The sequence below is a fragment of the Micromonospora luteifusca genome, from assembly GCF_016907275.1.
Classification (GTDB): Bacteria; Actinomycetota; Actinomycetes; order Mycobacteriales; family Micromonosporaceae; genus Micromonospora; species Micromonospora luteifusca.
Genome location: NZ_JAFBBP010000001.1, coordinates 5,481,482 through 5,507,249 on the forward strand (window position 1 = coordinate 5,481,482; position 25,768 = coordinate 5,507,249).

22 protein-coding genes are annotated in these 25,768 nt (G+C 71.1%); 18 read left to right on the forward strand and 4 right to left on the reverse strand.

What is annotated here, in order from left to right:
* The first annotated feature begins 42 nt into the window (after positions 1-42).
* The 3 genes from JOD64_RS25080 to JOD64_RS25090 all read left to right on the forward strand — a co-directional run bounded on the left by JOD64_RS25080 (position 43) and on the right by JOD64_RS25090 (position 5,049).
* Positions 43-1,455 carry an FAD-dependent oxidoreductase gene (locus tag JOD64_RS25080; protein WP_204944488.1) on the forward strand — a complete coding sequence of 471 codons (1,413 nt, stop codon included), beginning with the start codon at positions 43-45 and terminating at the stop codon, positions 1,453-1,455.
* Positions 1,456-1,541: 86 nt separating this feature from the next.
* Entirely contained in the window at positions 1,542-3,692 is a 2,151-nt protein-coding gene (locus tag JOD64_RS25085) for an FUSC family protein (RefSeq protein WP_204944489.1), read from the forward strand.
* Between the two features lie 319 nt (positions 3,693-4,011).
* Positions 4,012-5,049 (forward strand): aminotransferase class V-fold PLP-dependent enzyme, encoded by a 1,038-nt coding sequence (locus tag JOD64_RS25090; RefSeq protein WP_204944490.1) that lies wholly within the window; start codon positions 4,012-4,014, stop codon positions 5,047-5,049.
* A gap of 6 nt (positions 5,050-5,055) precedes the next feature.
* Here the strand turns inward: JOD64_RS25090 and JOD64_RS25095 are convergent, their stop codons facing one another.
* Positions 5,056-6,228, reverse strand: a complete 1,173-nt coding sequence (locus tag JOD64_RS25095; protein WP_204944491.1) for an acyl-CoA dehydrogenase family protein — start codon at positions 6,226-6,228, stop codon at positions 5,056-5,058.
* A gap of 98 nt (positions 6,229-6,326) precedes the next feature.
* Between JOD64_RS25095 and JOD64_RS25100 the strand changes: the two genes are divergently transcribed.
* The 7 genes from JOD64_RS25100 (at position 6,327) to JOD64_RS25130 (ending at position 13,668) form a co-directional block, all read left to right on the forward strand.
* Positions 6,327-6,983, forward strand: a complete 657-nt coding sequence (locus JOD64_RS25100; RefSeq protein WP_204944492.1) for a TetR/AcrR family transcriptional regulator C-terminal domain-containing protein — start codon at positions 6,327-6,329, stop codon at positions 6,981-6,983.
* Between the two features lie 104 nt (positions 6,984-7,087).
* Positions 7,088-8,542 (forward strand): aldehyde dehydrogenase family protein, encoded by a 1,455-nt coding sequence (locus tag JOD64_RS25105; RefSeq protein WP_204944493.1) that lies wholly within the window; start codon positions 7,088-7,090, stop codon positions 8,540-8,542.
* Positions 8,539-9,681, forward strand: a complete 1,143-nt coding sequence (locus JOD64_RS25110) for an alcohol dehydrogenase catalytic domain-containing protein (RefSeq protein WP_239559641.1) — start codon at positions 8,539-8,541, stop codon at positions 9,679-9,681. Before JOD64_RS25105 ends, JOD64_RS25110 begins: the two co-directional genes overlap by 4 nt.
* Positions 9,682-9,810: 129 nt before the next feature.
* Positions 9,811-10,176 carry a PadR family transcriptional regulator gene (locus tag JOD64_RS25115; protein WP_204944494.1) on the forward strand — a complete coding sequence of 122 codons (366 nt, stop codon included), beginning with the start codon at positions 9,811-9,813 and terminating at the stop codon, positions 10,174-10,176.
* Positions 10,173-11,549, forward strand: coding sequence for a permease prefix domain 1-containing protein (locus JOD64_RS25120; RefSeq protein WP_204944495.1), 1,377 nt, complete (start codon positions 10,173-10,175; stop codon positions 11,547-11,549). Before JOD64_RS25115 ends, JOD64_RS25120 begins: the two co-directional genes overlap by 4 nt.
* A gap of 282 nt (positions 11,550-11,831) precedes the next feature.
* On the forward strand, positions 11,832-12,395 hold the full coding sequence (locus JOD64_RS25125) for a TetR/AcrR family transcriptional regulator (protein ID WP_204944496.1): 564 nt from the start codon (positions 11,832-11,834) through the stop codon (positions 12,393-12,395).
* Positions 12,388-13,668: an FAD-dependent oxidoreductase gene (locus JOD64_RS25130; protein WP_204944497.1), complete on the forward strand. Its 1,281-nt coding sequence runs from the start codon at positions 12,388-12,390 to the stop codon at positions 13,666-13,668. The genes JOD64_RS25125 and JOD64_RS25130 overlap by 8 nt, the downstream gene beginning before the upstream one ends.
* A gap of 14 nt (positions 13,669-13,682) precedes the next feature.
* Here the strand turns inward: JOD64_RS25130 and JOD64_RS25135 are convergent, their stop codons facing one another.
* On the reverse strand, positions 13,683-14,540 hold the full coding sequence (locus JOD64_RS25135; RefSeq protein WP_204944498.1) for an SPFH domain-containing protein: 858 nt from the start codon (positions 14,538-14,540) through the stop codon (positions 13,683-13,685).
* A 223-nt stretch (positions 14,541-14,763) separates the two neighbouring features.
* Between JOD64_RS25135 and JOD64_RS25140 the strand changes: the two genes are divergently transcribed.
* The 8 genes from JOD64_RS25140 (at position 14,764) to JOD64_RS25175 (ending at position 22,410) form a co-directional block, all read left to right on the forward strand.
* Entirely contained in the window at positions 14,764-15,525 is a 762-nt protein-coding gene (locus tag JOD64_RS25140; RefSeq protein ID WP_204944499.1) for an ABC transporter ATP-binding protein, read from the forward strand.
* Entirely contained in the window at positions 15,512-16,204 is a 693-nt protein-coding gene (locus JOD64_RS25145; protein ID WP_204944500.1) for an ABC transporter ATP-binding protein, read from the forward strand. The genes JOD64_RS25140 and JOD64_RS25145 overlap by 14 nt, the downstream gene beginning before the upstream one ends.
* Before the next feature lie 49 nt (positions 16,205-16,253).
* A complete protein-coding gene (locus JOD64_RS25150; protein WP_372434189.1) occupies positions 16,254-17,504 on the forward strand; it encodes an ABC transporter substrate-binding protein in 1,251 nt (416 codons plus the stop codon).
* A complete protein-coding gene (locus tag JOD64_RS25155) occupies positions 17,501-18,382 on the forward strand; it encodes a branched-chain amino acid ABC transporter permease (protein ID WP_204944501.1) in 882 nt (293 codons plus the stop codon). The genes JOD64_RS25150 and JOD64_RS25155 overlap by 4 nt, the downstream gene beginning before the upstream one ends.
* Complete coding sequence (locus JOD64_RS25160) at positions 18,379-19,392, forward strand: branched-chain amino acid ABC transporter permease (protein WP_204944502.1); 1,014 nt, start codon at positions 18,379-18,381, stop codon at positions 19,390-19,392. The genes JOD64_RS25155 and JOD64_RS25160 overlap by 4 nt, the downstream gene beginning before the upstream one ends.
* Before the next feature lie 77 nt (positions 19,393-19,469).
* Complete coding sequence (locus tag JOD64_RS25165) at positions 19,470-20,141, forward strand: transcriptional regulator (RefSeq protein WP_307813632.1); 672 nt, start codon at positions 19,470-19,472, stop codon at positions 20,139-20,141.
* Between the two features lie 83 nt (positions 20,142-20,224).
* Positions 20,225-21,790 carry a DHA2 family efflux MFS transporter permease subunit gene (locus JOD64_RS25170; RefSeq protein ID WP_204946239.1) on the forward strand — a complete coding sequence of 522 codons (1,566 nt, stop codon included), beginning with the start codon at positions 20,225-20,227 and terminating at the stop codon, positions 21,788-21,790.
* 11 nt (positions 21,791-21,801) lie between these two features.
* Positions 21,802-22,410 (forward strand): TetR/AcrR family transcriptional regulator, encoded by a 609-nt coding sequence (locus tag JOD64_RS25175; RefSeq protein ID WP_204944503.1) that lies wholly within the window; start codon positions 21,802-21,804, stop codon positions 22,408-22,410.
* Positions 22,411-22,545: 135 nt separating this feature from the next.
* Here the strand turns inward: JOD64_RS25175 and JOD64_RS25180 are convergent, their stop codons facing one another.
* Together JOD64_RS25180 and JOD64_RS25185 are read right to left on the reverse strand one after the other, a co-directional pair.
* The gene (locus JOD64_RS25180; protein ID WP_204944504.1) at positions 22,546-24,465 is read right to left on the reverse strand and encodes a helix-turn-helix domain-containing protein; all 1,920 of its coding nucleotides are present in this window, start codon (positions 24,463-24,465) and stop codon (positions 22,546-22,548) included.
* 14 nt (positions 24,466-24,479) lie between these two features.
* On the reverse strand, positions 24,480-25,262 hold the full coding sequence (locus tag JOD64_RS25185) for a 3-hydroxybutyrate dehydrogenase (protein ID WP_204944505.1): 783 nt from the start codon (positions 25,260-25,262) through the stop codon (positions 24,480-24,482).
* Between the last annotated feature and the right edge of the window lie 506 nt (positions 25,263-25,768).

A 25,768-nucleotide genomic window follows, 5' to 3' on the forward strand; every position in this document is an offset into this window, starting at 1 on the left:
TCGTGAATGCCGAGCTTTCCCGACCGTTCGAGGAGTGATCGCATGTCCCCCTCTCCTTCCCGGCTCTTCGCGGAGATAGCGACGGCGGAACCACCGGTCGAGACACCAGTGCTCATGCGACGCGCGGTGGTGCTCGGTGGCAGCATGGCCGGGCTGATGGCCGCTCGGGTGTTGAGCGACCACGCCGAGGAAGTGCTGATCATCGAACGGGACCCGTCCGATGTCGATGCCGGGCCTCGGCCGGGTGTGCCCCAGGGCAGCCAGGTGCACGCGCTGCTGCCCGCCGGTCAGGTCCAGCTGGAACGCTGGTTTCCCGGCATCGCCGACGAGGCGCTCGCGCTCGGTGCTCCTCCGCCGCCGAGCGACCAGGGCACGGCGAAGGTCTTCGTCAACGGCGTGCTGGGGCTGCCGCCGGCCGCGACCGACACCGGGCCGGCGCTGATCACCACGCGTCCGTTCCTGGAAGCGCTGGTCCGACGGCGGACGCTGGCCGTCGACAACATCCGCATCGTGTACGGCCGGGCCGAGGGTCTGCTCTTCGACGAGCGGCGTGTCACCGCCGCCCGGTATGTGCCCGAGGGCGGCACCGAGCCGCTCGTCGAACCGGCGGACCTGGTGGTCGACGCGATGGGGCGGTCCAGCCGGCTCAGCGACTGGCTGGCCGAGCACGGGTGGCCCCGCCCGCCGATGCAACGGATGCCGATCAAGCTGAACTACGCGACGGCGCTCTACAAGCGCGACGAGAAGGTCAGCGACGCCTGGGTGGCGGTCTTCCACACCATGGCGGGCAAGGGGCGTACGGCCCGGATCGGTGGGATCAACTCGGTCGAGGGGGACCGCTGGATCATGCTGGTGGCCGGCTACGACGAGGACCGGCCCAGCCGCGACGTCGCCGACTTCACCGCCCGCTGCCGGAAGCACTATCCGCGGATGTTCGGCGACATCGCCGAGCGCGCGGAGATGCTGGGCGGGGTGGTCACTTACCACCAGGCGGACAGCCGACGCCGTGACTTCCACAAGCTCGACCGCCTGCCCGCCGGGTTGGTTGCCGCCGGCGACGCGGTCGCGTCCTTCAACCCGGTGTACGGCCAGGGCATGACCTCGGCGACACTGCACGCTTCCTGCCTGTCGGCGTACCTGCGCTCGGGCCCGCAACCGCACGACGAGCCCGCGCGGGCGTACTTCGACCAGGTCCGTGTGGTCGTCGACGCCGCCTGGCAGATCTCCACCACCGCTGACATCGAGCTTCCGCACGTCGACGGGCCGTACCCACCCGGGTACAAGGTCACCAAGTGGTTCGGGGATCTGCTCTTCCGGGCGTCGCTGACCGATCCGGTGCTCAACGCCCGGCTGGGTCGGGTCACCACCATGCTCGACCACCCGGCGACCCTGAGTCGCCCCGGCACCCTGCTGCGGGCCCTGCGGCTCGGCCTGTTCGGGACCTCGCGACGGTGATTCGGCGCGATAACCGCCGGCACCGGGGAGGCGGCGGACAATGATGGGTCGGGGAGGGGTGCTGCGACGAACCCGGGGGAGCAGGCGTGCTCGGATCCAGCCTCCTTGGCCGGCTCCGCCGCCGTGACCCGGGGGACGCCATCCTGCGGCGAGCGGCACGCCTGACGCTCGTCGCGTCCGTCGTCTTCTACAGCTGCCGTTACGGCGTGGGCAGCGCGGTGCTCGCCACCTACGGCCTGTTCGGCACGATCGCCGCCGGGTCGTTCGCGCAACTGCCCGGTCCGGCGCCGCAGCGGGCGCGGATCCTCGTCACGTCCCTACCGGCGGTCTGGGCGCTGATCGTGGCGGGCTCGCTGCTGGCATGGAGCACCTGGGCGGCCGCCGGCGGCATGCTGGTCGTCGGCTTCGTCGTGGCGTTCGCCGGGGTTGGCAACCCACGCCTGGTCGGGTTGGCGAGCGCGTTTCAGCTCTTCTACATCCTGGCGTCCTTCCCGCCGTACCAGCCGGGCACCGTGCCGGAGCGACTCGGCGGGGTCACGCTCGGCATCGTGCTGCTCGCCGCGGCCGAGGCGTTCCTCTGGCCCGACCCGGTGCCGGTCTCCTACCGGCAGCGCCTCGCCGAGGCGGCGGACGGCGTCGCGGCGTTCCTCGATGCCGCCGCCGACGGGTTGACCGAGCCGCAGGCCGATCCGGGTGGCCGGGACACACGGCGCGAACGGGCATCCGAGCTGATCGCCGCCATCGAGTTGGGCCGCAACCCTCCCGAATGGGCCCCCAGCGCGGCGGGCGCTCGGGATCGTGCGCTGCGGATCTGCGCGGCCGCGCTGCGGGAGGTCTTCGCCGAGGCGGTCCGGCTGGCGGCGGACACCCCGTCGGAGCCGATCCCGGACCTGGCGGCGGCGCGTCTGCTGCGCGTGTGTGCGGACACGACCCGCGCCACCGGCCGGGTCCTGTCGCCGGGTGCCCCAACAGTGCAACTCGGCGACCTGGACGCCGCGATCGGGCGAGCCGAGGTGGCGTACCCGGAAGGAGAGGGCGACGGCCGGGACGCGCCGGACGTCCCCCGGTTGTGTCGGGACGCGACGGCACTGGCCGTCGCCGACCAGGCGCGGATCTTCGCCGTCGGTGTCCGGGTGGCGACCGGGTCGCGGCTCGAGGGCGAGGACGCCTACTCAGGGCTCTTCGAGTACGCGCGACACAGCCCCTGGAGGCTGTACTGGTGGCAGTTCCGCGCCCACCTGGCGCCCCGCTCAGCCCACCTGCACAGCTCGGTGCGGCTGGCCGTGGCGCTCGCCATCGCCCGGGTCGCCGCCGGGTTGTTGCAGCTCACCCACGGCTTCTGGGTGCTGCTGGCCACCCTAACGGTCCTGCGTACCTCGGCCGCCGACACCCGCACCGCGCTGCGGCCGGCCGTGCTGGGCACGATCGCCGGTGCCATCGTCAGCGGCGGGCTGATGCTCGTCGTCGACCAGCCGATCATCTACGCGGTCGTACTGCCGATCACGCTGATGCTGGCCTTCGGTGTTGGTCGCCTGCTCGGTCCGGTGTGGCAGCAGGCGCTGTTCACGGTGCTGCTGACGGGCGTCTTCGCCCAACTCAACGCCGAAGGGTGGCGGCTCGCCGAGGCCCGTCTCGTCGACGTACTGCTCGGGGTGGTGATCGGCGTGCTCGTCGGCGTGGCGATGTGGCCGCGTGGCGCGGGCCACGACCTGCGGCTCAACGCCACCCGCTACCTGGCGGCCAGCGCGGATGCCGTCGAGCAGACCATTCGGGCGGTGCTCGGCGCCGCTCCGCCTCCGGACCGTGCCCTGGACCGGGTCCGGCAGCGGATGATCCTGGTCGACTCGTCGTACTGCCAGTACCACTCGGAGCGGCACGGCCCGCACCACCGGCAGGTGAACTGGGACGCCGTCCTCAGCGCTGGGCACCACGTGGTGCCCGGCGCCGAGTCGCTGCTGCGACGCAACCCGCCCGGCTGCCTCGCCGGTTGGCCCGCCGCCGCCGACCTGCTGCGGGACTCCGCCGGGCAACTGCGCTCGGCGTACGACCTCGCCGGCGAGGTGGCGCACGGCCGCGCCTCGGCCCCGCTGCCCGTCCCGACCGGCTGTGCCGGCGAACTCGACCGGATCCGTCCGCTGCTCAGCGAGGGCAACCCGCGCTCGGTCCGGCACCTCGTGGAGGTCGACCGGTGGCTCGCCAGCCTCGCGGACAGCCTCGCCCGCATCCGCCCGCGGTGAGGTCCTCCCAGATCGCGCGTACGACCGTGGACGAGAACCGGCGTTCGGCCTCGGCGGGGGGTGGCCTCAGCCCGCTCTGTCGGCATGAGGTCGACGAGCGATATACCTCAGTGTCATATTTATGCCTGTGAGTCATACCGCTCGTCATGACTTGCCCGGCCTCTCGTTGATGTCACCGATCCCGCCCTCGGTCGACCTGGCCGGGCACGCCATCGACGCTGGCGGCAGGCTGCGCCGCCAGCCGGGAGCGGATCGTGGCAGGCCGCCGGTCGCCGATTGGCCGTGCCCGTTCGACGTCGTCCCGCCTAGCGTCGACGACATGGAGATCGAGCAGGCACAGAAGCTGTGGCAGCCGGAGCCCGGCTGGTTGAACACCGCCTCCTACGGTTTGCCGCCCGAGCCGGCGTGGACGGCGTTGCAGGAGGCCCTCGCCGCGTGGCGGGTCGGCAGCACGTCGTGGGAGGGCTGGGGCGAGTCGGTGCAGCGGTCCCGAGCCGCGTTCGCCGCGCTGATCGGGGTGCCGGCTGGCGACGTGGCGGTCGGTGCGGCCGTGTCGCAGATCCTCGCTCCGGTCGCGGCGGCGCTGCCGGCCGGGGCGACGGTGGTGGTCCCCGAGGTCGAGTTCACCTCGAACCTGTTCCCCTGGCTGGTTCAGGAGGACCGTGGCGTCAAGGTCCGGACGGTGCCGCTGGACGCCCTCGTTGACGCGATCGACGCCGACACCGATGTGGTCGCGTTCAGCCTGGTGCAGTCCGCCGACGGGGCGGTCAGCGCGTACGACGAGATCGTGGCCGCGGCCCGCGCGCACGGCGCGTTGGTGGTGGTGGACGCGACCCAGGCGTGCGGGTGGCTGCCGTTCGACGGGAGTCGGGCCGACGTGGTGGCGGTCGGTGGCTACAAGTGGCTGATGAATCCACGCGGCACCGCGTACGCCTATCTGGACCCGGCGTTGCGTGAGCGGTTGCGCCCGGACGCCGCTGGCTGGTACGCGGGCGGTGACCCGCACGGCTCCTACTACGGCCCGCCGCTGCGGCTGGCCGACGACGCCCGCCGCTTCGACATCTCGCCGGCCTGGTTCAGTTGGGTCGGCGCGGCGCCCGCCCTGGAGTTGGTGGCCGAGATCGGGGTGCCGGCGATCCAGGCGCACGACGTGGCGCTGGCCAACCGCTTCCTGACCGGGCTGGGGCAGCCGCCGGGGGACAGCGCCATCGTCAGCGTGGACGTGCCCGGCGCGGAGGAACGTTTCGCGGCGGCCGGCATCCGGGCGGCGGTGCGCGCCGGACGGGTGCGCGCCTCGTTCCACATCTACTCGACGGAGGCCGACGTGGACGAGGCGCTCACCGCGTTGACGGGGTGACCCCGCTCAGGCCAGGTGGCCGCCGATCTTCGTGTACCCGCGCAGCAGATCGCGGGAGATGATCAGTCGCTGCATCTCGTCGGTGCCCTCGAAGATCCGGTAGAGCCGGACCTGCCGGTACCAGCGTTCGATGGGCAGCTCGCGGGTGTAGCCCATGCCGCCGTGGATCTGGAGCACCCGGTCGACCACCCGGTTGACCATCCCGGCGCCGTAGAGCTTGCCCATCGACGAGGCGTGCCGGGGGTCCAGGCCCGCATCGACCGTCCACGCCGAGCGCAGCACCAGCCAGCGGGCCGCCTCCAGCTCCGTCTCCGAGTCGGCGATCATCCACTGGATGGCCTGGTTGGTGCCGATCTTCGTGCCGAAGGTCTCCCGGGTGTTGGCGTAGTCGATCGCCATCTGCAGCACCCGCTCGGCGATGCCGATGGCGTGCGACGGGATGGTGTAGCGGCCCTTGCCGATCCACTCCATGCCCAGCGTGAAGCCCTGGCCGATCTCGCCGAGGATGTTGCGGTGCGGTACGCGTACGCCGTCGAAGATGAGCGAAGCCGGCCCCCCTTCGCCCATGGTCTGGATGAACTCCGAGCGCCAGCCCATCGCCCGGTCCACCAGGAACGCGGTGGCCCCACCGTTGCGGGCACCCTTGTCCCGGTCGGTGACCGCGACCACGATGGCGAAGTCGGCGTCGTGACCGCCAGTGATGAAGGTCTTCTCGCCGTCGAGGACCCAGTCGTCGCCGTCGCGGCGGGCGGACAGCCGGATGTTCGCCGCGTCCGAACCGGCGCCCGGTTCGGTGATGGCGAAGCAGGAGCGGCGCTCGCCCTCGATGGTCGGGATGAGAAACTCCCGCTTCTGCTCCTCGGTGGCGTGGAACAGGATGTTGTCGGCCTCCCCGCCGAAGCGGAACGGCACGAACGTGTGGCCCAGCTCGGTCCAGATCAGCGACTGGAGCACCGCCGGCAGGTCCATCCCGCCGTATTCTTCCGGGGTGGCGAGGCCCCAGAAGCCGAACTTGCGCGCCTTGAGCTGCAGCTCGCGCAGCTCGGAGTGGTCGAGGCCCGGTTGGTGCGCCCGCTCCCGGCGGAGCACCTCCGCCTCCAGGGGCATCACCTCGCGGCGGATGAACGATCGGACGGTGTCCCGTACCGCCCGCTCCTCGTCGGTCAGTGAAAAGTCCACGGTGATCCTCCTGGCGTCGGCGCTGCCGGTCACCCTTAAACTAGCGGTGCAAGTTTTGTCGCGTCCAGACCTGACGGCCGAGACCCGCGAGGAGCGCAGTGCCCCGACCCCGCCAGCCCCGGCTCACCCGGCAGCTGATCGTCGAGACCGCCACCGCGCTCATCGACGCCGAGGGCCTGCCCGCCTTCTCCACCCGGCGGCTCGCCGCCGAGTTGGGCGTACGCGGGCCGTCGCTCTACAACCACTTCGCCACGAAGGACGAAATCCTCGACGCGGTCGCCGACACGGTCACCGCAGCGGTCGACACCAGCGGCTTCGCCAGCCGGGACTGGGTCGCCGCGCTGCGTGACTGGGCCTGGTCCTACCGGCAGGCGCTCACCGCGCACCCGAACATCGTGCCGTACCTGGCCCAGGGCCCGGGCCGGCGACCGGCCGCGCTGGCCATGGCCGACGCGGTCTACGGCGGGCTGGTACGCGCCGGCTGGCCCCCGGCCCGGGCCACCCACATCGGCGCCGCGCTGCGCTACTTCGTGGCCGGGTCGGCGCTCGGCTCGTTCGCCCGCGGTTTCGTCGAGGACCCCGAGCTGTACGCCGCGCACTACCCGCACCTGCGTCAGGCGCACCGGCTCGCCGAGCACCAGCAGAGCGTGGACGAGGGTGCCTTCGCCCTCGGCCTGGACGCACTGCTGCACGGCCTGGCCGCCGAATACGCCCGCACCGTCGCCACGGTGGAGTCCGCCCGGCCCAACGGGTAGCGTCCAAACTCCCAGCGCTAGTTTCCTCGCCCGCCGCGACGTCGTCGCCATCGCCCATCGCGACCCCGCCGCCATCGCCCATCGCCCACCCCCGAAGGGACGACATGGACCTCGCCGCTCCGCCGTCGCAGCTGCCCGACGCCCTGCGCCTCCGGCGCCACCTGCACCTCGGCGGTGCGTGGACGTCTCCCGCCGACGCCGACCTGATCGACGTGGAAAATCCGAGCACCGGCGAGCTGATCGGGCAGGTGCCGGCCGGCACCCCGGCCGATGTGGACCGCGCCGTGGCCGCTGCCCGCGCCGCCTTCCCCGGCTGGTCGGCCACTGCTCCCGCCGAGCGGTCCGCCCACCTCGACAGGTTGCACACCGCGCTCGCCGCACGCGCCGACGACCTCGCCCGCACCGTCGCCGTGGAGCTGGGCTCGCCGCTCAAGCTCGCCAACCGAGTGCAGGTCGGCCTGCCGTTGACCGTGCTGCGCGACCACGTCGCGCTCGCCGCCCGGGCACCCGTCGAGGAGAGCATCGGCAACTCCCTCGTTCTGCGCGAGCCGGTCGGCGTGGTCGGCGCGATCACCCCGTGGAACTACCCGCTGCACCAGGTGATGGCCAAGCTGGCACCTGCTCTGGCCGCCGGCTGCACGGTGGTGCTCAAGCCCAGCGAGTTGACCCCGTTGACCGCGTACCTGCTCTTCGACGCGGTCACCGAGGCCGGGCTGCCACCGGGCGTGCTCAACCTGGTCCCCGGCACCGGGTCCGTTGCCGGCGAGGCCCTCGTCGGGCATCCCGACGTCGACCTGGTCTCGTTCACCGGCTCCACCGCCACCGGCGCGCGGATCATGCGGCTCGCCGCCGACCGGATCGCCCGGGTGGCGCTGGAGCTGGGCGGCAAGTCCGCCAACGTGATCCTCGGAGACGCCGACCTGGCCACCGCGGTCAAGGTGGGTGTCGGCAACGCCCTGCTCAACTCCGGTCAGACCTGCACCGCGTGGACCCGGATGCTGGTGCACCGCGACCGGTACGACGAAGCGCTCGACCTGATCGCCACGGCGGTGGCCGGGTACCGGCTCGGCGACCCGTTCGACCCGGCCACCCGCCTCGGCCCGCTGGTCTCCGCCGCCCAGGCCGAACGGGTGCGCGGCCACATCGACCGGGCACTGGCCGACGGTGCCCGACTGGTCGCCGGCGGCCCGGACGCCCCGGTGCCGACCCAGGGGCACTTCGTCGCCCCGACCGTCTTTGCCGACGTGCACCCCGACAGTGCGCTCGCCCAGGAGGAGGTCTTCGGCCCGGTGCTCGCCGTCCTCCCGTTCGACGACACCGACGAGGCCGTCGCCATCGCCAACAACTCGAAGTACGGGCTGGCCGGCGCGGTCTGGTCCGCCGACACCGATGCGGCGCTCGCGGTGGCCCGGCGGCTGCGCACCGGCGCGGTCGACATCAACGGCGCACCGTTCAACCCGCTCGCCCCGTTCGGCGGTTACAAGCAGTCCGGGCTCGGCCGCGAGCTGGGTGTGCACGGGCTCGCCGAGTTCTGCGAGCTGAAGGCGATCCAGCGATGAGCGGCCCCGAGCTCTCCTCGGCGGCGTCGGGCGGCGGCCCCGAGCCAGCGGCCGAGCCGGTCATCGTCCGCGCGCTCATCGCGCGCTCCTCCGGCGCCGAGCTGCGAATCGAGCGGGTACGTCTGCCCGCGCCCGGTCCCGGCGAGGTGCGGGTGCGGATCCGGGCCGCCGGTGTCTGCCACTCGGATCTGTCCATGGTGAACGGCACCCTCGCCGCGCGGTTCCCGCTGGTGCTCGGGCACGAGGCGACCGGGGTGGTGGCCGAGACCGGACCGGGCGTGGACCTGGCCGTCGGCACCCCGGTGGTGCTCAACTGGGCGCCGGCCTGCCGGGCCTGCTGGTGGTGCCGGCGCGGCGAGCCGTGGCTCTGCGCCGACACCACGGCCCCGACCGTGCCGCGCGGCGAGACCGACGACGGCGTACCGCTGCACCTGACCCTCGGCCTCGGCGCGCTCGCCGAGGCGGTGGTGGTGCCCGAACGCGCCGTCATCCCGATCCCCGCCGGGCTGCCCGCCGCACAGGCGGCGCTGCTCGGCTGCGCGGTGCTCACCGGCGTCGGCGCGGTCCGTAACACCGCCCGGGTGGCGCCCGGCGAGTCCGTCGCCGTCGTCGGGCTCGGTGGGGTGGGGCTCGCCGTGCTCACCGCCGCCCGCCGGGCCGGCGCCACGACGATCCTGGCCATCGACGTCGCCGAGGCCAAACGGGACCTGGCCCTCGCCGCCGGGGCCACCGACTTCCTGCTCTCCGACGACCGGCTCTCCAAGGAGGTACGGGCGCGCACCGAGAGCCGCGGTGTCGACCACGCCTTCGAGTGCGTCGGCCGGGCCGCCACCATCCGCGCTGCCTGGCGGCTCACCCGGCGCGGGGGAGCGGTGACCGTGGTCGGCATGGGCGCCAAGGACGACATGGTCAGCCTCGGCGCGCTGGATATCTTCCACTCCGCGCGGACGCTGCGTTCCTCGGTGTACGGCTCGTCCGACCCGGACCGCGAGGTGCCGGTGTTGGCTGCCGAGCTTGCCGCGGGCGCACTGGATCTGCGGGTGCTGGTCAGCGGCACGATCGGGCTGGAGGAAGCGCCCACGGCGTTCGAGCGGTTGGCCCGGGGCGAGGGCGCTCGCTGGGTGGTCACCCTGAACTGACGCGAGCAGCGGCATGGTCAGTGGCCTGCTGCGCGATCAACCCGTCGGCGGTGCTGCGGCCGTTGCGATCCCAAAATACCTAGCGGTACTATGCATTGTGCTTCTAGGGTTGAGGGCGGGTGAGGTCTTATGAAGGTCGCCAAGGATCTGGTGGCCGCCTCGGCGACACCGATGGTGCTCGGCATCCTGACCGAGGGCGAGAGCTACGGCTACGCCATCCTCAGGCGGATCAACGAGCTGTCCGGGGGCGAGCTGAGCTGGACCGAGGGGCTGCTGTATCCGTTGCTGCACCGGCTTGAGCGCCTCGGTCATGTGGAGTCGAGCTGGCAGTCGGTCACCGGCGAGCGAAAGCGCAAGTACTACCGCATCACCGACCTGGGCCGGGCCGAGCTGGCCGAGCAGCGCCGGCAGTGGGACACCGTCGTGGGCGCGCTCAAGGAGATCTGGCATGACCGTGCACCTCTGACGGTGGACCCGTTGGGGGGCCTCGGATGACGGAACGGGGCGGTCAGGAGCAGTTGGAGGCGCAGCTCGGGCAGTGGCGCCAGTACGTGCTGCGCCGCAGGGAGCTGCAACCGTCGGACGCCGACGAGCTCGAAGACCACCTCCGCGGCTCCGTGGACGAGCTGGTCACCGCAGGCCTCAGCCCGGACGAGGCGTTCCTGGTCGCGGTCAAACGGATGGGCAGCCTCGACGACATCTCCCGCGAGTTCGCCCGGGAGCATTCGGAACGGCTATGGAAACAACTGGTGCTGACCGGCGATCCTGGCAGCACGGTCGCCGGTGCGCGCTCGCGGCGGGACCTGTGGGCCATGCTCGGCTGCGCGGCGGGCGCGGCGGCGTCCGTCAAGGTGCCGGCACTGTTCGGGTTGAGCTTCGATGACGACGGTTCGTTCTACGCGCGGAATCTCACCCTCTTCGCGCTGCCCTGGCTGGCGGCGTTCCTGGCCTGGCGCCGAAAGGCCCGACCGGCGGTGATCGCGATACTGGCGGCGCTGTTCGCTCTCGGCGCCGTGGCGGCCAATGCCTACTCCCTGGCGGACGACTCGCAGTCCGTGGTCGTCACCAGCATCCATTTGCCCATCGCCCTGTGGCTCCTGGTCGGTCTGGCCTATGTCGCGGACGACTGGCGGTCCTCCCGTCGACGCATGGACTTCATCCGCTTCACCTGCGAGTGGTTCATCTACTTCGTACTCATGGCCCTCGGTGGCGGCGTGCTCGCCGCATTCCTGTTCAACACGTTCCAGGCCATCGGAATCGTCCCGGAGGAGTTCATCTCCCACTGGCTCCTTCCCTGCGGTGCCGCGGCCGCGGCCGTCGTGGCCGGCTGGCTCGTCGAGGCCAAGCAGAGTGTCGTCGAGAACATCGCGCCAGTCCTCACGCGGCTGTTCACCCCGCTCTTCACGGCGGCCCTCCTCGCCTTCCTCGTCGCCGTCGTCTGGACCAGCCACGGCATCGACGTCGAGCGCGAAGCGCTGATCCTGTTCGACCTCCTGCTCGTCGTGGTGCTGGGGCTGCTGCTCTATTCGCTCTCGGCCCGCGACCCGCTGGCCCCGCCCGGCCCGTTCGACAAGCTGCAGCTCGCGCTCGTGGTCAGCGCGTTGGCCATCGACGTGCTCGTGTTGTTGGAGATCACCGGGCGCATCACCGACGACTACGGCAGTACGCCCAACCGGGCGGCCGCGCTCGGTGAGAACGTCATTCTGCTGGTCAACCTCGCGTGGTCGGCCTGGCTGCTGCTGACCTTCATCCGTCGACGCGTCCCGTTCGCGGCGCTCGAACGGTGGCAGACCGGCTACCTGCCGGTGTACGCCGCGTGGGCCTGGATTGTGGTCCTCGTCTTCCCACCGTTGTTCAGCTACGCCTAGACGAGTAAGTCCTCACTCACGATGGGGCGGGGGTCGCAGCGAGGGCGCTCGCCATCCGCTGTGGCTGCCTGCCATGTCGATGTGCTGTTGAGCGGTATACCTCACCGCTCACTACCGCATCCGCCGCCATGGAGGTGACCGACGGTCACCGCCGGCTGCAGGCTGCGTCCACAGCCCGGGCCAGGGTTAGGACTTACACGTGCCCACCAACCAAGTGGTTGACAGGGCGTCACACAGATGCTGAACTATCAACCAACCGCTTGGTTGAGGAATGGCTTGAGGATGACTGAACAGCTCGACCGCCGGCAGGCCCTGGTCCACGCGGCCTTCTCGGCGATCGCCGAGCACGGCTTCGAGGGGTTCCGGCTACGACCGATCGCTGCCGCGGCGGGCATCGATCACTCCACGCTGCACCACTATTTCCGGACCAAGGCGGACCTGATCGCCGCGGTGCTCGAGCACGTGACCAGCCAATTCGAGGCGACGATGCACAACGACCTGGAACCCGCCGCCCGGTTGCGGCAGCACCTCAACGAGATCGCCACCGCCGTCGCGGTACGGCCCGAGTTGTTCGTTGTGCTCGATGAGCTCGATCTTCGCGCTCGACGTGACAAGTCCACCGAGGTCGACATCGACCACGACGAACAGGGGTGGCGGGACGCGCTCGCGGCGATCTTCAACGAAGGCATCGAGCAGCACGTCTGGTCGATGAACCTCAACGTCGCTGCCAGCGTCGAGCTGGTGATCGCCACCGTCAAAGGCATTCGCCTCCGTCCGGACAAGGCCGAGTCGGTTGTCAACCAACTGTGCGACCTCTTCTCACCGGAAGGACTCACTCATGCTTGACGTACTCATCGTCGGCGGTGGCATCGGCGGCCTCGCGCTCGCTCAGGGTCTGCGTAAACACGGCATCAACGCCGCCGTGTACGAGCGTGACCGGCGCCGCGACGACCGGGTGGACCGGTACCGGCTCGCGATCAACCCGGCGGGCAGTCGATCGCTGCGTGCCTGCCTGCCCGACCCACAGTGGCAGGCGTTCACGGACACCACGGGCCGCCCCGGCGGCGGCTTCGGCTTCCTGGGCAGGGACCTGCGCACACTGGTCCTCGTCGAGGACGCGCTCATGTATCCCGACGATCCCGACCCCGCTGAACGGGCCTACCCGGTCGATCGTCACACGCTGCGCGGCGTTCTCCTCGACGGGCTCGACGACGCCGTCCACTACGACAAGACTTTCGAACGCTACGAGCTCACCGCCGACGGTCGTCCCACCGCGCACTTCGCCGACGGAACGTCCGCCACCGGCGACGTCCTGGTCGGCGCCGACGGGATCAACTCCCGGGTGCGCGCGCAGTACCTGCCGACCGCCACTCAGCGGGATACCGGTGCGGTGGGCGTCGGGCTCAAGTTGCCGCTGAACGACGACACCCGAGCCTGGCTACCCGCCCGGCTGGCTGCAGGCATGAACCTCGTCCTGACCGGTGCGCCGCACTTCCTGTTCACCTCCGTGTTCGAACGCCAGAAGCCGGTAGGGGACGACTATCTGCTGTGCGCGTTCGTCGCCCGTAACGAACTGTTCCCCTCGCGTCCGGAGCGCCTCGACGGCGCACAGTTGAAGGCCTACATCACCGGGCTGATCACGGACTGGCACCCCGCGCTACGCCGACTGATCGACGAGTGCCCACCAGGCGACGTGAGCGTGTTTCCGTTCCAGGCGTCCGACCGTCCTGCGCCCTGGGCGCCCTCCCGGGTCACCGTGCTCGGCGACGCCGTGCACGGCATGCCACCGGCCGGCGGTAACGGCGCCAACACCGCACTGCGCGACGCCGCCCTGCTCACCCGCCAGTTGTCTCTGGCCGGCACCGGTCACCTGCCGCTACCGGACGCGATCGGCGAATACGAGACCGAGATGCGCGAGTACGGATTCCAAGCCGTCGACCTGGCGCTGCGGACCCTCCAGCAGGGCATGATGAGCAACCCGGTGAACGTGGGCTTGACCCGTGGCTGGTTCAGCCTGTGCGACATCGTGTCACCGCTGCGCCGGCTGACCTTCGGCCCAAGCTGGGCCAAGATCAGCGCTCCCCGCCGCTGGGAGCGGGCCGCCACCCTGACGAGCTGATCCGCTCAGCGCCGTCACTTGCCGGTGACGATGCCCGGGTTGATGCAGAGCCCCGGGTTGGCGCCGTTCTTCTCGGCGATCTCCAGGCAGCGGGTCACCTTGTCGACAGTCGCGTTGGTCTCGGTGATCTGCTTGGAGATCTCGGCGTTCTTGCGGTCCTGCTCCAGGTTGCGGGTCTGGGCCAGCTTGTCCTGAAACGCCTTGATGTTGCCCTCGGTCTTGTCGTCGTGGTTCACCCGGGTGATGGTCACCGAGAGGATGTCCACGTCAGTGGCGAGCCGGGTCTCCGCGCTCGTCTTGATGTTCGCCGCGAACGGCTTCAGGTCGACGTTGAGGTCGCCGGTCTGGGCGTCGATCTTTTCGAGGGGGTTGTACGCGGCGAAGGCGTCGTTGACCGCGCTGTCGAGCTGCACGCCCACCCGCTGGCCCCGGAAGCTGTCGAAGTCTCCCTTGTAGTCCATGAACTGCTTCGGGGCGTTCTCCGGCTTGACCTGCCACTCGATGAGCACCTCGACGCAGGCGTCGGCGAGCGTGCCGGTGCGCACCCGTACGCAGTTGTTGCCACCGATGTGGTCGTACTTCTGCCGGCCCGCGTCCCACTCGCCGACCTTCTGCCAGGGCGCCACCCACTTCAGGCCCGAACCGGTCACCTCGCCGGTGGGCTTGCCGAAGCTGGTCACGATGCCGACCGAGCGGATGGGCACCGAGTGGGCGCTGGAGACGAGGCCCACGAGCACGGTGAGCGCGAGGAAGGCGAGCGCCGCGAGTGCGGCCATCCGCTTCAGCGGCCGTGCGGGAGCGAAGAGGGCCAGGACGGCGCTGACCGCCAGGGCGACGGCGAAGACGATCGCCATGGTGAAGCCGACAGGCATGGGGTGGGGACCTTTCGAGGGGCTGTGTCGATCATCAACCTAGAAGGCCCGGTCAAATCGGCGGCGCAGGGGAGTGGTGTCGGCACACGTCACCTGCCGGTCGAATATGGATGTCATCGACATGGCTCGACTTGCACGGCCCGCCGTAGGTTTCGTCCACGCGACGGACCTGTGACCACGGTCACCGGATCGACCGTCGCCGTGACGTGCGGAGGATGAGGCGATGGCCGGGCAAGCGCTCCTGTCGGCCCGTGGGCTGACCCGCGACTTCCGGGGCTTTCGGGCGGTCGACCACGTCGACCTCGACGTCGCGCCGGAGAGTGTGCACGCGCTGGTCGGCCCGAACGGCGCCGGCAAGACCACCCTGTTCAACCTGCTCACCGGCTTTCTGCGACCCAGCGCCGGGCGGATCGAGTTGGACGGGCGGGACGTCACCGGGCTGCCGCCGGAGCAGGTCGCCCGGCTCGGCGTGGCCCGCTCGTTCCAGATCACCAGCCTCTTTCCGCAGCTGTCCGCCCGGGAGCACGTGGCACTGGCCCTGCAGTCGCCCAGCGGGCTGGGCTGGCGGTTCTGGCGTTCGGCGAAGCTGATGGCCCGCTACACCGAGCGAGCGGACGAGTTGCTGACCATGGTCGGGCTGGGCGACCTGGCGCAGGCCCCGTCCGAGTCGCTGGCGTACGGCCGCAAGCGGGCCCTGGAGCTGGCCATCGCCCTGGCACTCGACCCGAAGGTGCTGCTGCTCGACGAGCCGACCGCCGGGATGGGCATGGAGGACGTCGACCGCACCGTCGAGCTGATCAGCCGGGTCCGCCAGGGCCGGACCGTGGTGATGGTCGAGCACAACATGAGCGTGGTCGGCCGACTCGCCGACACCGTCACCGTGCTGCAGGCCGGCAAGGTCCTCGTCGAAGGCCCGTACGAGCAGGTCCGCACGGACGAGCGTGTGATCACCGCCTACCTGGGAGCCGCTGATGCTGCGCATTGAGAACCTCTCCGCCGCCTACGGCGAGGCGCAGGTGCTGCGCGAGGTCAGCCTCCAGGTCCGCGCCGGTGAGGTGGTCACCCTGGTCGGGCGCAACGGCGCCGGCAAGTCCACCCTGCTGCGCTGTGTGATGGGGCTGCACTCGGGCCAACGCGGCACGGTCGAGCTGGACGGGCGCGACATCGCCAGGCTGCCGGCCCACAAACGGGCCCGGCTCGGGTTGGGCTGGGTGCCCGACGACCGGGGCAGTTACGCCACGCTGACCGTCACCGAGAACCTCACGCTGCCGCCCACCGTCGGCCCCGATCCGTGGTCGCTGGAGCGGGTGTACGAGGCGTTCCCCGCCCTCTACACCCGGCGTGACTCCGCGGCCACCATGCTCTCCGGCGGCGAGCAGCAGATGCTCGCGCTGGCCCGGGTGCTGCGGATGGGCGCTCGGCTGCTGCTCTGCGACGAGCCCACCGAGGGCCTGTCGCCGCTGCTGGTGCAGCAGGTCGGTGACCTGCTGCGCGAGGCCAAGCGGCACGGGGTGACCGTGCTGCTGGTCGAACAGAACCTGCACTTCGCCACGGGTGTCGCCGACCGGCACTACCTGCTGGCCGAGGGACGTGTCGCCGAGGCGATGGACAACTCCGAGGTGCGGACGCGGGAACGCGAGCTGCTCGCGTACCTCGGGATCTGATTTTCCAACGACGACCCGCGCGACGAGGCACGGGATGGATGGAGTGGGCATGCGCAGGACGATGGGTGTGGCCGCGGCGTCGGCCGCGGTGGTGCTGGTCGCCGGTTGCGGCGGCGGTGGCCCCCAGTCGAGTGGCGACGGGAAGTTGACCGGCGACAAGATCGTGCTGGGCGTGCTCAACGACCAGTCCGGGGTGTACTCGGAGTTGTCCGGGAAGAATTCCGTGACGGCGGTGGAGATGGCCATCGCCGACTTCACCGCGAAATACGGCGACAAGGCGGTGACCAGGAACATCACCGTGGAGACCGCCGACCACCAGAACAAGCCGGACGTGGCCAACTCCAAGGCCCAGGAGATGTACGACCGTAAGGGCGTCGACCTGATCCTGGACGTGCCCACGTCGTCGGCGGCGTTGAAGGTGGCCGACGTGGCGAAGGAGAAGAAGAAGCTCTACTTCAACATCGGCGCGGCGACCACCGATCTGACCGGCAAGAGCTGCAACAAGTACACGTTCCACTACGCGTACGACACGTACATGTTGGCCAACGGCACCGGGAAGACGACCACCGAGCAGATCGGCAAGAACTGGTACATCCTCTACCCGAACTACGCCTTCGGTCAGGACATGGAAAAAAGCTTCTCCACCGCGATCACGGCGGCCGGCGGCACGGTGGTGGGCAGGGACGGCGCACCGTTCCCGAACACCAGCGGCGACTTCTCCACCTTCCTGCTCAAGGCACCGAACCTGAACCCGAAGCCGGACGTGCTCGGCACCATGCAGGCCGGCGCGGAGCTGGTCAACGTGGTGAAGCAGTACAACGAGTTCAAGCTGCGCGACAAGGGCGTCGACCTGGCGGTGGGGCTGATGTTCCTCACCGACATTCACTCGCTCACCCCGGCCGCGTTGGCGGGCACCACGTACACCGACGCCTGGTACTGGAACTTCGACGCGAAGAACCGGGAGTTCGCCGACCGCTTCCAGCAGAAGGCCGGCACCCGGCCGACCTTCGCGCACGCGGCCAACTACTCCGCGGCGTGGCAGTACCTGGAGGCGGTGCAGGCCGCCGGAACGGACGACGCGGACGCCGTGGTCAAGGGCCTGGAGGGCAAGACGGTCGAGGACGTCTTCCTGCGCAACGGCAAGATCCGCGCCGAGGACCACCGGGTGGTGCACGACGCGTACCTGGCCCAGGTGAAGCCGCAGTCCGAGGTCACCGAGCCGTGGGACTACGTGAAGGTGCTCAAGACGATCCCCGCCGCGGAGGCGTTCCGGACGCCCTCGGCGGACTGCAAGCTATGACCGGATTCGCGCAGAACACCTTCAACGGGTTGGTGAGCGGGGCGTTCTACGCCCTGCTCGCCCTCGGGCTCGCGGTCATCTTCGGCATGCTTCGGGTGGTCAACTTCGCGCACGGGGCGTTCTACATGCTCGGCGCGTTCGGGGCGTACGTGCTGCTCACCGAGGCGGGTGTGCCGTTCTGGGCAGCCCTGGTGATCATGCCGGTGGGGTTGGGCCTGCTCGGCATGGCGCTGGAACGCGCCGTGATCCACCGGCTGACCAAACTCGACCCGCTCTACAACTTCCTGCTCACCTTCGGGCTGACGCTGATCCTGCAGGACCTGGTGAAGCTGCGCTACGGCGTGCAGTCCAGCCCGTACGCCACCCCGTCGCTGCTGAGCGGGTCGGTCGACTTCGGGCTCTTCGACTTTCCGACGTACCGGGTGTTCATCCTCGGCTTCACGGTGCTGCTCTGCGTCGCGGTGTGGTGGGCGCTGACCCGGACCCGGATCGGCATGGTGGTCCGCGCGGCCACCGAGCGGCCCGACCTGACCCGCGCGCTCGGCATCGACGTCGGGCGCTGGGTGACCCCGGTCTTCGGTTTCGGCATCGGGTTGGCCGGTCTCGCCGGGGTGCTGGCCGCGCCGATGCGCGCCGTGAACCCGCTGATGGGAGCAGACCTGATCATCGTGGTGTTCGCGGTGGTCGTGATCGGTGGGCTGGGCTCGATCTTCGGTTCGGTCGCCGCGGGTTTCGGCATCGGTCTGGTGCAGGCGTGGGGCGAGTCGTACCTGTCCAACTTCCCGATCGTCTCCCAGACCATCGTCTTCATCGTGATGGCCGGCGTGCTGCTCTGGCGCCCGGCCGGTCTGTTCGGTCGTGAGGAGGCCCCCGCATGACCAGCACCGTGGACACTCCCGCCGACGCGTCCCGTTCGACGCCGTCGTCCGGGCTGATCGCCGTGGCTCAGGCCCCCGGCTGGGTGCGGTACGCGCTGCTCGCCGTCGGGTTGGCCGTCGCGGCGTGGCTGCCCAACGGCCTCTATCCGGCGGTCGCGGTGGACATCCTCTGCTGGGCGTTGTTCGCCGTGGCGGTGGACCTGCTGCTCGGCTTCACCGGGCTGATGTCCTTCGGTCACGCCGCGTTCTGGGGCACCTCGGCGTACGTCACCGGCCTGGTGGCCATCCACGCGGGCCTGCCGTTCCCGCTCGCGGTGCTGGCCGGCGCGCTCGCCGCGGCCGTCCTCGCGGTGCCGATCGGCTACCTGGCGGTGAAGCGGACCGGCATCTACTTCGCCATGGTGACCCTGGCCTTCGCCCAGATGGTCTACTACGTGGCCAACGAGTGGCGCTCGGTCACCCAGGGTGAGAACGGTCTCCAGGGGGTGCCCCGTTCGTTCTTCGGCCTGGATCTGACCGACGACTACTTCTTCTATTACGCGATCCTCCCGATCGTGCTGCTCGGGCTGGCTGCCGCGTGGCGGATCGTGCACTCGCCGTTCGGTCGGGTGCTGGTCGGCATCCGGGACAACCCGGCCCGGGCGCGGGCGCTGGGTTACCCGGTGCACCGCTACAAGCTCACCGCGTTCGTGCTCTCCGGGTTCATCGCCGGCCTCGGCGGCGGGCTGTTCGCGGTCGGCCACCGGTTCGTCTCGCTGGACGTGCTGCACTGGACCACCTCCGGCAAGGCGGTCATCGTGGTGGTGCTCGGCGGGATCGGCACCCTCTGGGGTGGGGTCCTCGGCGCCGGCATCGTGGTCCGGCTGGAGGACTGGCTGTCCTTCTCCGGGTTCGAGGCGATCGGCCTGGTGACCGGCGGCATCTTCGTTCTCGTCGTGGTGCTGTTCCGGCGCGGCATCTGGGGCAGCGTCGCCGCGCTGGCCCATCGGCTGGCGGCCCGCCGCCGGTAAATCTCACGACGGCGCATCCGCCGCGCGCCGTTTCAGCGAACCCCCGGGTAGGGAATGTCTACCCGGGGGTACGTCTGGTGCTGACCGAGCCGATGCCGGCGGAGGCCGTGGAGATCGCGCACAAGCAGGTGTCGCTGGCCGCCGAGGACCTGGACGCCAACGCCGTCGCCACGCTGGTGCTGGAGTTGGCCGACACCTGGGGCGTGCCGGCGCTCTGGGGGCAGGTCTGCCGTCCGTTGCTGGCCCGTCTGTCGGGGCACGGCGCGACCGAGGTCGCCGTCGAGCATGCCCTCTGCGAGGGTGTCCGGGTCGGGTTGGACGTGTACCGCCGGGAGCCCGGCCGGCCCCTGCCCACCGGCGGGGTGCTGCTGGCCGGCGCCGAGAAGGAGGCGCACTGCCTCGGTCTGCACGCGCTCACCGCCGCGCTGCGCGAGCAGGGCCGCGGTTGTCTGAATCTCGGCCCCGCGCTGCCCTGGTCCGCGCTGACCAGCGCGGTGTACCGGGCACGCCCGCACACCGTCGTGCTCTGGTCGCAGACGCCGCTCACCGGCCGCGCGTACCGCCTGGTGCGCTTCGCCCGGGACTTCCCGCTCCTGCGGGTGTACGGCGCGGGGCCGGGCTGGATCGAGCCGCTCACCGGGCGGGCGGGCCACCTCGGCACGCTGCCGGACGCCGTCGCCGCCTGCCTGGCCGTCGCGCCGGAGCGTGATGCCCACCACATACGATACGGATCGGTCCCGTATCGTTAATCCGCCCCGTACGCTGATTCGCGTTACGAGTCTGACCCGTATCGTATTGCGTGGCGGGTGAAAGCGTGGGGGGAAAACCAGGCATGGAGCTGCACAACAACACGGGCCACCCGAGGAGGTGGGCGATCCTCGGGGTGCTGGTGATCAGCCTCCTCGTGGTCGTCCTCGACAACACGATTCTCAACGTCGCCCTGCGCACCCTGGCCGACCCGGTACACGGCCTCGGCGCCACCCAGGGCCAGCTGGAGTGGGCCATCAACTCCTACACGCTGGTCTTCGCCGGGCTGCTGTTCACCTTCGGGGTGCTCGGCGACCGCGTCGGCCGTAAGCGCTTCCTGATGGTCGGGCTGGCGCTGTTCGGCCTGGCGTCGCTGCTCTCCGCGTACTCCCAGGGCCCCGGCCAGCTCATCGCGGCCCGCGCCCTGATGGGCGTCGGTGGCGCGGCCATCATGCCGGTGACGCTGTCGATCATCTCGAACGTCTTCGACCCGCGGGAGCGCGGCCGGGCGATCGGCGTCTGGGCCGGCGCGGTCGGCCTCGCGGTGGCGATCGGCCCGATCCTCGGTGGCGCGCTGCTGGAGCACTTCTGGTGGGGCTCGGTCTTCCTGATCAACGTGCCGGTGGTCATCGCCGGCGTGGTCCTGGTCGCACTGCTGGTCCCCGAGTCGCGTGACCCGCGGCCGGGCCGCATCGACATGCTCGGCGTCCTGCTCTCCGTGGTCGGCCTGGTCTCCCTCTCCTACGGCATCATCGACGGCGGCGAGCACGGCTTCGGCCGCCCGCTGGCCTGGGGATCGATCCTGGTCGGCATCGCGGTGCTGGCCTGGTTCGTGCAGCACGAGCGGAGCAGCGACCACCCGTCGCTGGACGTCCGGCTCTTCAAGGTGCCCCACTTCGCCGCGCCGGTCGCCATCGTCGGCCTGGTCTTCTTCGCCGCGATGGGCTCGATGTTCTTCGGCTCGTTCTACCTGCAACTGGTGCGTGGCTACAGCCCGCTGCAGACCGGTCTGCTGTTCCTGCCCTTCGCCGGCGCGCAGCTGATCTTCGCGCCGCGCAGCGCCGCGATGGTCCGCCGCTACGGCGGCCGGGCCGTCGCCACCGTCGGGCTGCTCCTGACCGTGGTGTCGCTCGCCGCGTTCGTCTTCATCGGCGCGTCCACCCCGATCTGGATCGTGCTGCTCGTCTTCCTCATCCAGGGCACTGGAATGGCCAACATCATGCCCCCGGCCACCGAGTCGATCATGTCGGCGCTGCCCCGGGAAAAGGCCGGCGTGGGCTCCGCGGTCAGCAACACCGTGCGTCAGGTGGCCGGCGCGCTCGGCGTGGCGATCCTCGGCTCGGTGCTCTCGGCGGTCTACCGCAGCGACATCGGCGACGCGTTGACCGGCCTGCCCGCGCAGGCCCACGACGCGGCCAACGAGTCGATCTCCGGGGCGTACGCGGCGGCGGGCCAGCTCGGGCCGGCGGCACCGGCGCTGATCTCGGCGGCCAACGACGCCTTCGTCACCGCCATGCACTGGGCGGCCGCGCTCTCCGCGGTGATCGCCGCGCTCGGCATCATCGTGGTGCTGCGCTGGATGCCGGGTCGGGAGGCGGTCGTCGTCGCACCGGCGCCGGTCGCCGAGCCCGAGTTGGCCGGCACGGTCTAGGTTCGCGCACAATGTCGGACATGACGTCCACTGCTGATGCTCCGCGGTCGCCCGGTCGACCGCGGAGCATCCGCGCCGATGAGGCGATCATCGAGGCCACCCTCGACCTGCTCGCCGAGGGCAGCACCGTCGAGGCACTCTCGATCGAGGCGATCGCCGCCCGAGCCGGGGTCGGCAAGGCCACCATCTACCGCCGCTGGGCCGGCAAGGACGCGCTGCTGCTGGACGCCCTGCGCCGACTCAAGGGCATCATGGCGCAGCCGGCCGGCCACTCGGTCCGCGACGACCTGGTGCTGCTGGTCGGAGCGATCGGCAAGAACATCGACCCGCGAGCGGCGAAGATCATGCCCTGCCTGGTGCCGGCGGTGAACCGCAGCCCGGACCAGTTCCAGCTCTACCAGAACATCATCGCGCCCCGGCGGCAGCTGATGCGCGAGGTGCTGAGGCGCGGCATCGACGAAGGGCTGCTCCGGCCCGACATCGACCTGGAAGTGACGATGGCGCTGCTCACCGGGCCGATGTTGATCCAGCGGGTGCTCCAGTGGAACCCGGAGCTGGACGAGCAGAACCTGCCCGTCCAGGTCGTCGACGCCGTGCTGGAGGGCATCCGCGTCCGCTGAGGATCAGCCCGGCCTGCCCTGTTGGCATCGGTCGGCCGGGCGTGGCCTGTCGGCGTCGGTTGGGCGTGGCCGGTTGGCGTCGGCTGGGCGTGGCCGGCGGCGGTGGTCAGCCGGCCGGCCACGCCCAGCCGGTGGTCAGCCGGCCGGGGCGCGCAGCCGGTGCAGGCGCAGCGCGAGCTGCACCTCCAGCGCGCGCTCGGGCCGCTGCCAGTCGGCGCCGAGCAGCTGCCCGACCCGCTCCAACCGCTGAGTCACCGTGTTGACGTGCACGTGCAACTGCTCGGCGGCCCGGGCCAGGCTGCCACCCACCCCGAAGTACGCCTCCAGCGTCTTCACCAGAGCCGTGCCCCGCCGCGCGTCGTAGTCGACCACCGGCCCGACGGTGGCACTGAGAAACTGGGTCACGTCCTTCTCACCCCGGTCGCCGACCGTGCCCAGCAGCAGCCCGACGAAGCCCAACTCCGCCGTGCTCGCGCCCTGACCGGCGCGCCCCAGCGCGCCCAGCGCCGTCAGACACCGGTCCGCCTCGTGGAACGTCCCGGCCAGCGCCGCCGGCCCGTTCGACGGGCCACTCGCCCCGGCGGTCACCGGTCGGCCGGTCACCCGGGACAGATCCCGGGCCACCGCACGGGCACTGCCGCCAGCGTCCAGCCCCGGCAGCATCAGCACCACCCGACCGTCGCGCGCCGCCGCCAGCCCACCACGTGCCGAGGCGTACGTGGTGGCCCACGAGAGCACCCGCTGCCGGGCCGAACCGGTCGCGGCGATCGCATCGTCGCCCACCGCCACCAGCACGTGCGGCGCGTCCAGGTCCACCCCGAGCCGGCGAGCCCGGCTGCGCAGCGCGTCGGTGTCCCGCAGGGGGCGGGCGATCAGGTCGTCCAGCAGCTCGCCGCGGACCCGCCCCTCCGCCTCGGCGACCGTCCGGCGGAACAGCAGCAGCAGCGCGGTCACCAGCGCGGCCCGCTCCAGGATCCGCTGGTCGGCGTCGACCAACTCGTCGTCCGGGCGCAGCACCAGGGCACCCAGGTTCTCCGCGCCCGCCACCACCGCCGCGTACCAGAGTGGGCTGCGGCGTACGCTGCGCCCCTCCGTCCGGGACGCGGCCACCGCCTCGACGATGTCCGCGCGGTCGGGCTCGTCGATCTCACCCACCCGGGCCAGCAGGCGACCCTCGGCGTCCAGCGCCAGCAGCGCACCGCCCAGCACCTCCGTCACCGCGGCCGCCACGTCCTCCACCCCGCCGCCGCGCAACACCAGCGCGGTCATCCGGTCGTGTGCCGCCGCGGCCCGCTCCACCGAGCTGCTGTGCGCCCGGATGGTGGTGTTCGCCGCCGACAACTCCGCCAGCGCCGAGCGGGTCTCGGTCAGCAGCCGGGCGGTGTCGATCGCCACCGCGGCATGCGCGGCGAGCGAGACCAGCAGCGCCACCTCCTCCCGGACGAACGGCCGGGCCGAACGGTTGGCCGCGTAGAGCACCCCGATCGAGGTGGAGCCGAGCCGTAGCGGCACCCCGAGGATCGCCACCAGCCCCTCCTCCCCGACCCCGGCGTCGATCTCGCCGGTGTGGTGGAAGCGCGCGTCCTCGCCGTAGTTGGCGGTCACGTACGGTGCGCCGGACTGGGCCACCAGGCCGCCGAGGCCGGCGCCCATCGGCAGGCGCAGCCGCTGGAAACGGGCCGAGACCGACCCGTCGGTCACCCGCATGTACGTGTCGCCGCGCTCGTCGTCGTTGAGCGTCATGTACGCCACGTCCGCGCCGAGCAGGTTGCGGGCACGGTGCACGATCGCCCGCAGCACGTCGTCCAGGTCGCGTAGCCCGGCCAGGTCGCTGACCGTGTCGTACAGGCCGGACAGCTCGGTCTCGCGGCGACGCCGACGCTCCAGCAGCGCCCGGACCCGCAACGCCACCGTCTTGGCCTGCTCCAGCTCGGCCAGCCGGTCCGGCGGCAACCCGGCAGCCCGCGCGGCCACCAGCGGTCCCTCGAACTCAACCGCCGCGGCCTCACGGGCGAGCAGTTCCAGGAACTCCACCGGCGATGACATGGTCGACATTGTGCTCAGGCCCACTAGTTGGCCGTCCAGCCCCCGTCGAGGGCGATCGACGCGCCGCTGATGAACGCCGCCGGCGGCGAGCAGAGGTACGCCAGCAACTCGGCCACCTCCTCCGGTTCGATCAGTCGCTTGATCGCGGCTCGGGCCAGCATGATCTTCTCGATCACCTCGTCCTCGCCGATGCCGTGACTGGCCGCCTGGTCGGCGATCTGGCTCTCCACCAGGGCGGTGCGCACGTACGCCGGATTGATGCAGTTCGCGGTGACCCCGTGCGCGGCACCCTCCAGCGCGACCACCTTCGACAGCCCCTCCAGGGCATGCTTCGCCGTGACGTAGGCCGCCTTGTACGGCGAGGCACGCAGCCCGTGCACCGAGGAGATGTTGACGATCCGCCCCCACCCCCGGGCGTACATGTGTGGCAGCGCTCGGCGGATCAACAGGAACGGCGCCTCCACCATCACCCGCTGGATGTACTCGAAGCGCTCGACGGGGAAATCCTGCACCGGCGCGACGTGCTGGAGCCCCGCGTTGTTCACCACGATGTCCACGTCCACGTCGAGGCGGTCCACCGCCGCGGCGTCGGACAGGTCGACGCCCTCGGCCCGGCCGCCAGCCTCCGCGGCCACCGCCTTGGCCGCCTCCAGGTTGCGGTCCACCACGAGCACCTTGGCGCCGGCCGCGCCCAGCCGCAGGGCGCACGCCCGCCCGATGCCGCTACCGCCCCCGGTGACCAGGGCGGTCCGACCGGCGAGGTCGACCTGTACGACGTGGGGGACCACCACGGGTTCTGCCGTCATGGCGCAAGAAGTTACGAGCTGTGTGCTCCCCGGCACATGGGCCAGCAACACATACTCCGCACCAAAGCTGTGTGGCCCCACCCGCACCCGCCGCCCACCCACACCCCCGCCCACCCACACCCCCGCCCACCCGCACTCGCGCCCACCCGCACTCGCGCCCGCCCACTGCCGCCCCCGCCGGCACCCACCGGCCGTCGGCCCCCGCACCTTGCCCGCCTGCCGCCTCGGGCTGGCCGCCCCGGCCGACCTTCCCCGGTCAAGATCCGCGCACTTTCGGTGAAGTTGCTGCCTCACGGCGCGCTGAGGCAGCAACTTCACCAAAAGTGCGCGGGCCATGGCCATGGAGCGGCGTGTGGCGCGGCGCCCGCAACGTCGCGCTCGCCCCGCCCTGCCCCGCTCCCGCCCACGTTCCCGCTCCCGCCCCGGCCTTTGACGCCACACGGGGCGCTGATGCTCTACAGGGCGTGAGGGTGCGCGGGCGCCCCTCGGAGGGTGAGGGCGTGTCC

Excerpts from the sequence above, each read along its gene's own strand:
- JOD64_RS25150 (WP_372434189.1), top strand. The coding sequence starts at position 16,254 with ATGCGCAGGACGATGGGTGTGGCCGCGGCGTCGGCCGCGGTGGTGCTG.
- JOD64_RS25140 (WP_204944499.1), top strand. The coding sequence starts at position 14,764 with ATGGCCGGGCAAGCGCTCCTGTCGGCCCGTGGGCTGACCCGCGACTTC.
- JOD64_RS25125 (WP_204944496.1), top strand. The coding sequence starts at position 11,832 with ATGACTGAACAGCTCGACCGCCGGCAGGCCCTGGTCCACGCGGCCTTC.
- JOD64_RS25090 (WP_204944490.1), top strand. The coding sequence starts at position 4,012 with ATGGAGATCGAGCAGGCACAGAAGCTGTGGCAGCCGGAGCCCGGCTGG.
- JOD64_RS25120 (WP_204944495.1), top strand. The coding sequence starts at position 10,173 with ATGACGGAACGGGGCGGTCAGGAGCAGTTGGAGGCGCAGCTCGGGCAG.
- JOD64_RS25180 (WP_204944504.1), bottom strand. The coding sequence starts at position 24,465 with ATGTCGACCATGTCATCGCCGGTGGAGTTCCTGGAACTGCTCGCCCGT.
- JOD64_RS25105 (WP_204944493.1), top strand. The coding sequence starts at position 7,088 with ATGGACCTCGCCGCTCCGCCGTCGCAGCTGCCCGACGCCCTGCGCCTC.
- JOD64_RS25135 (WP_204944498.1), bottom strand. The coding sequence starts at position 14,540 with ATGCCTGTCGGCTTCACCATGGCGATCGTCTTCGCCGTCGCCCTGGCG.
- JOD64_RS25080 (WP_204944488.1), top strand. The coding sequence starts at position 43 with ATGTCCCCCTCTCCTTCCCGGCTCTTCGCGGAGATAGCGACGGCGGAA.
- JOD64_RS25130 (WP_204944497.1), top strand. The coding sequence starts at position 12,388 with ATGCTTGACGTACTCATCGTCGGCGGTGGCATCGGCGGCCTCGCGCTC.
- JOD64_RS25155 (WP_204944501.1), top strand. The coding sequence starts at position 17,501 with ATGACCGGATTCGCGCAGAACACCTTCAACGGGTTGGTGAGCGGGGCG.
- JOD64_RS25115 (WP_204944494.1), top strand. The coding sequence starts at position 9,811 with ATGAAGGTCGCCAAGGATCTGGTGGCCGCCTCGGCGACACCGATGGTG.
- JOD64_RS25145 (WP_204944500.1), top strand. The coding sequence starts at position 15,512 with ATGCTGCGCATTGAGAACCTCTCCGCCGCCTACGGCGAGGCGCAGGTG.
- JOD64_RS25160 (WP_204944502.1), top strand. The coding sequence starts at position 18,379 with ATGACCAGCACCGTGGACACTCCCGCCGACGCGTCCCGTTCGACGCCG.
- JOD64_RS25185 (WP_204944505.1), bottom strand. The coding sequence starts at position 25,262 with ATGACGGCAGAACCCGTGGTGGTCCCCCACGTCGTACAGGTCGACCTC.
- JOD64_RS25175 (WP_204944503.1), top strand. The coding sequence starts at position 21,802 with ATGTCGGACATGACGTCCACTGCTGATGCTCCGCGGTCGCCCGGTCGA.
- JOD64_RS25170 (WP_204946239.1), top strand. The coding sequence starts at position 20,225 with ATGGAGCTGCACAACAACACGGGCCACCCGAGGAGGTGGGCGATCCTC.
- JOD64_RS25110 (WP_239559641.1), top strand. The coding sequence starts at position 8,539 with ATGAGCGGCCCCGAGCTCTCCTCGGCGGCGTCGGGCGGCGGCCCCGAG.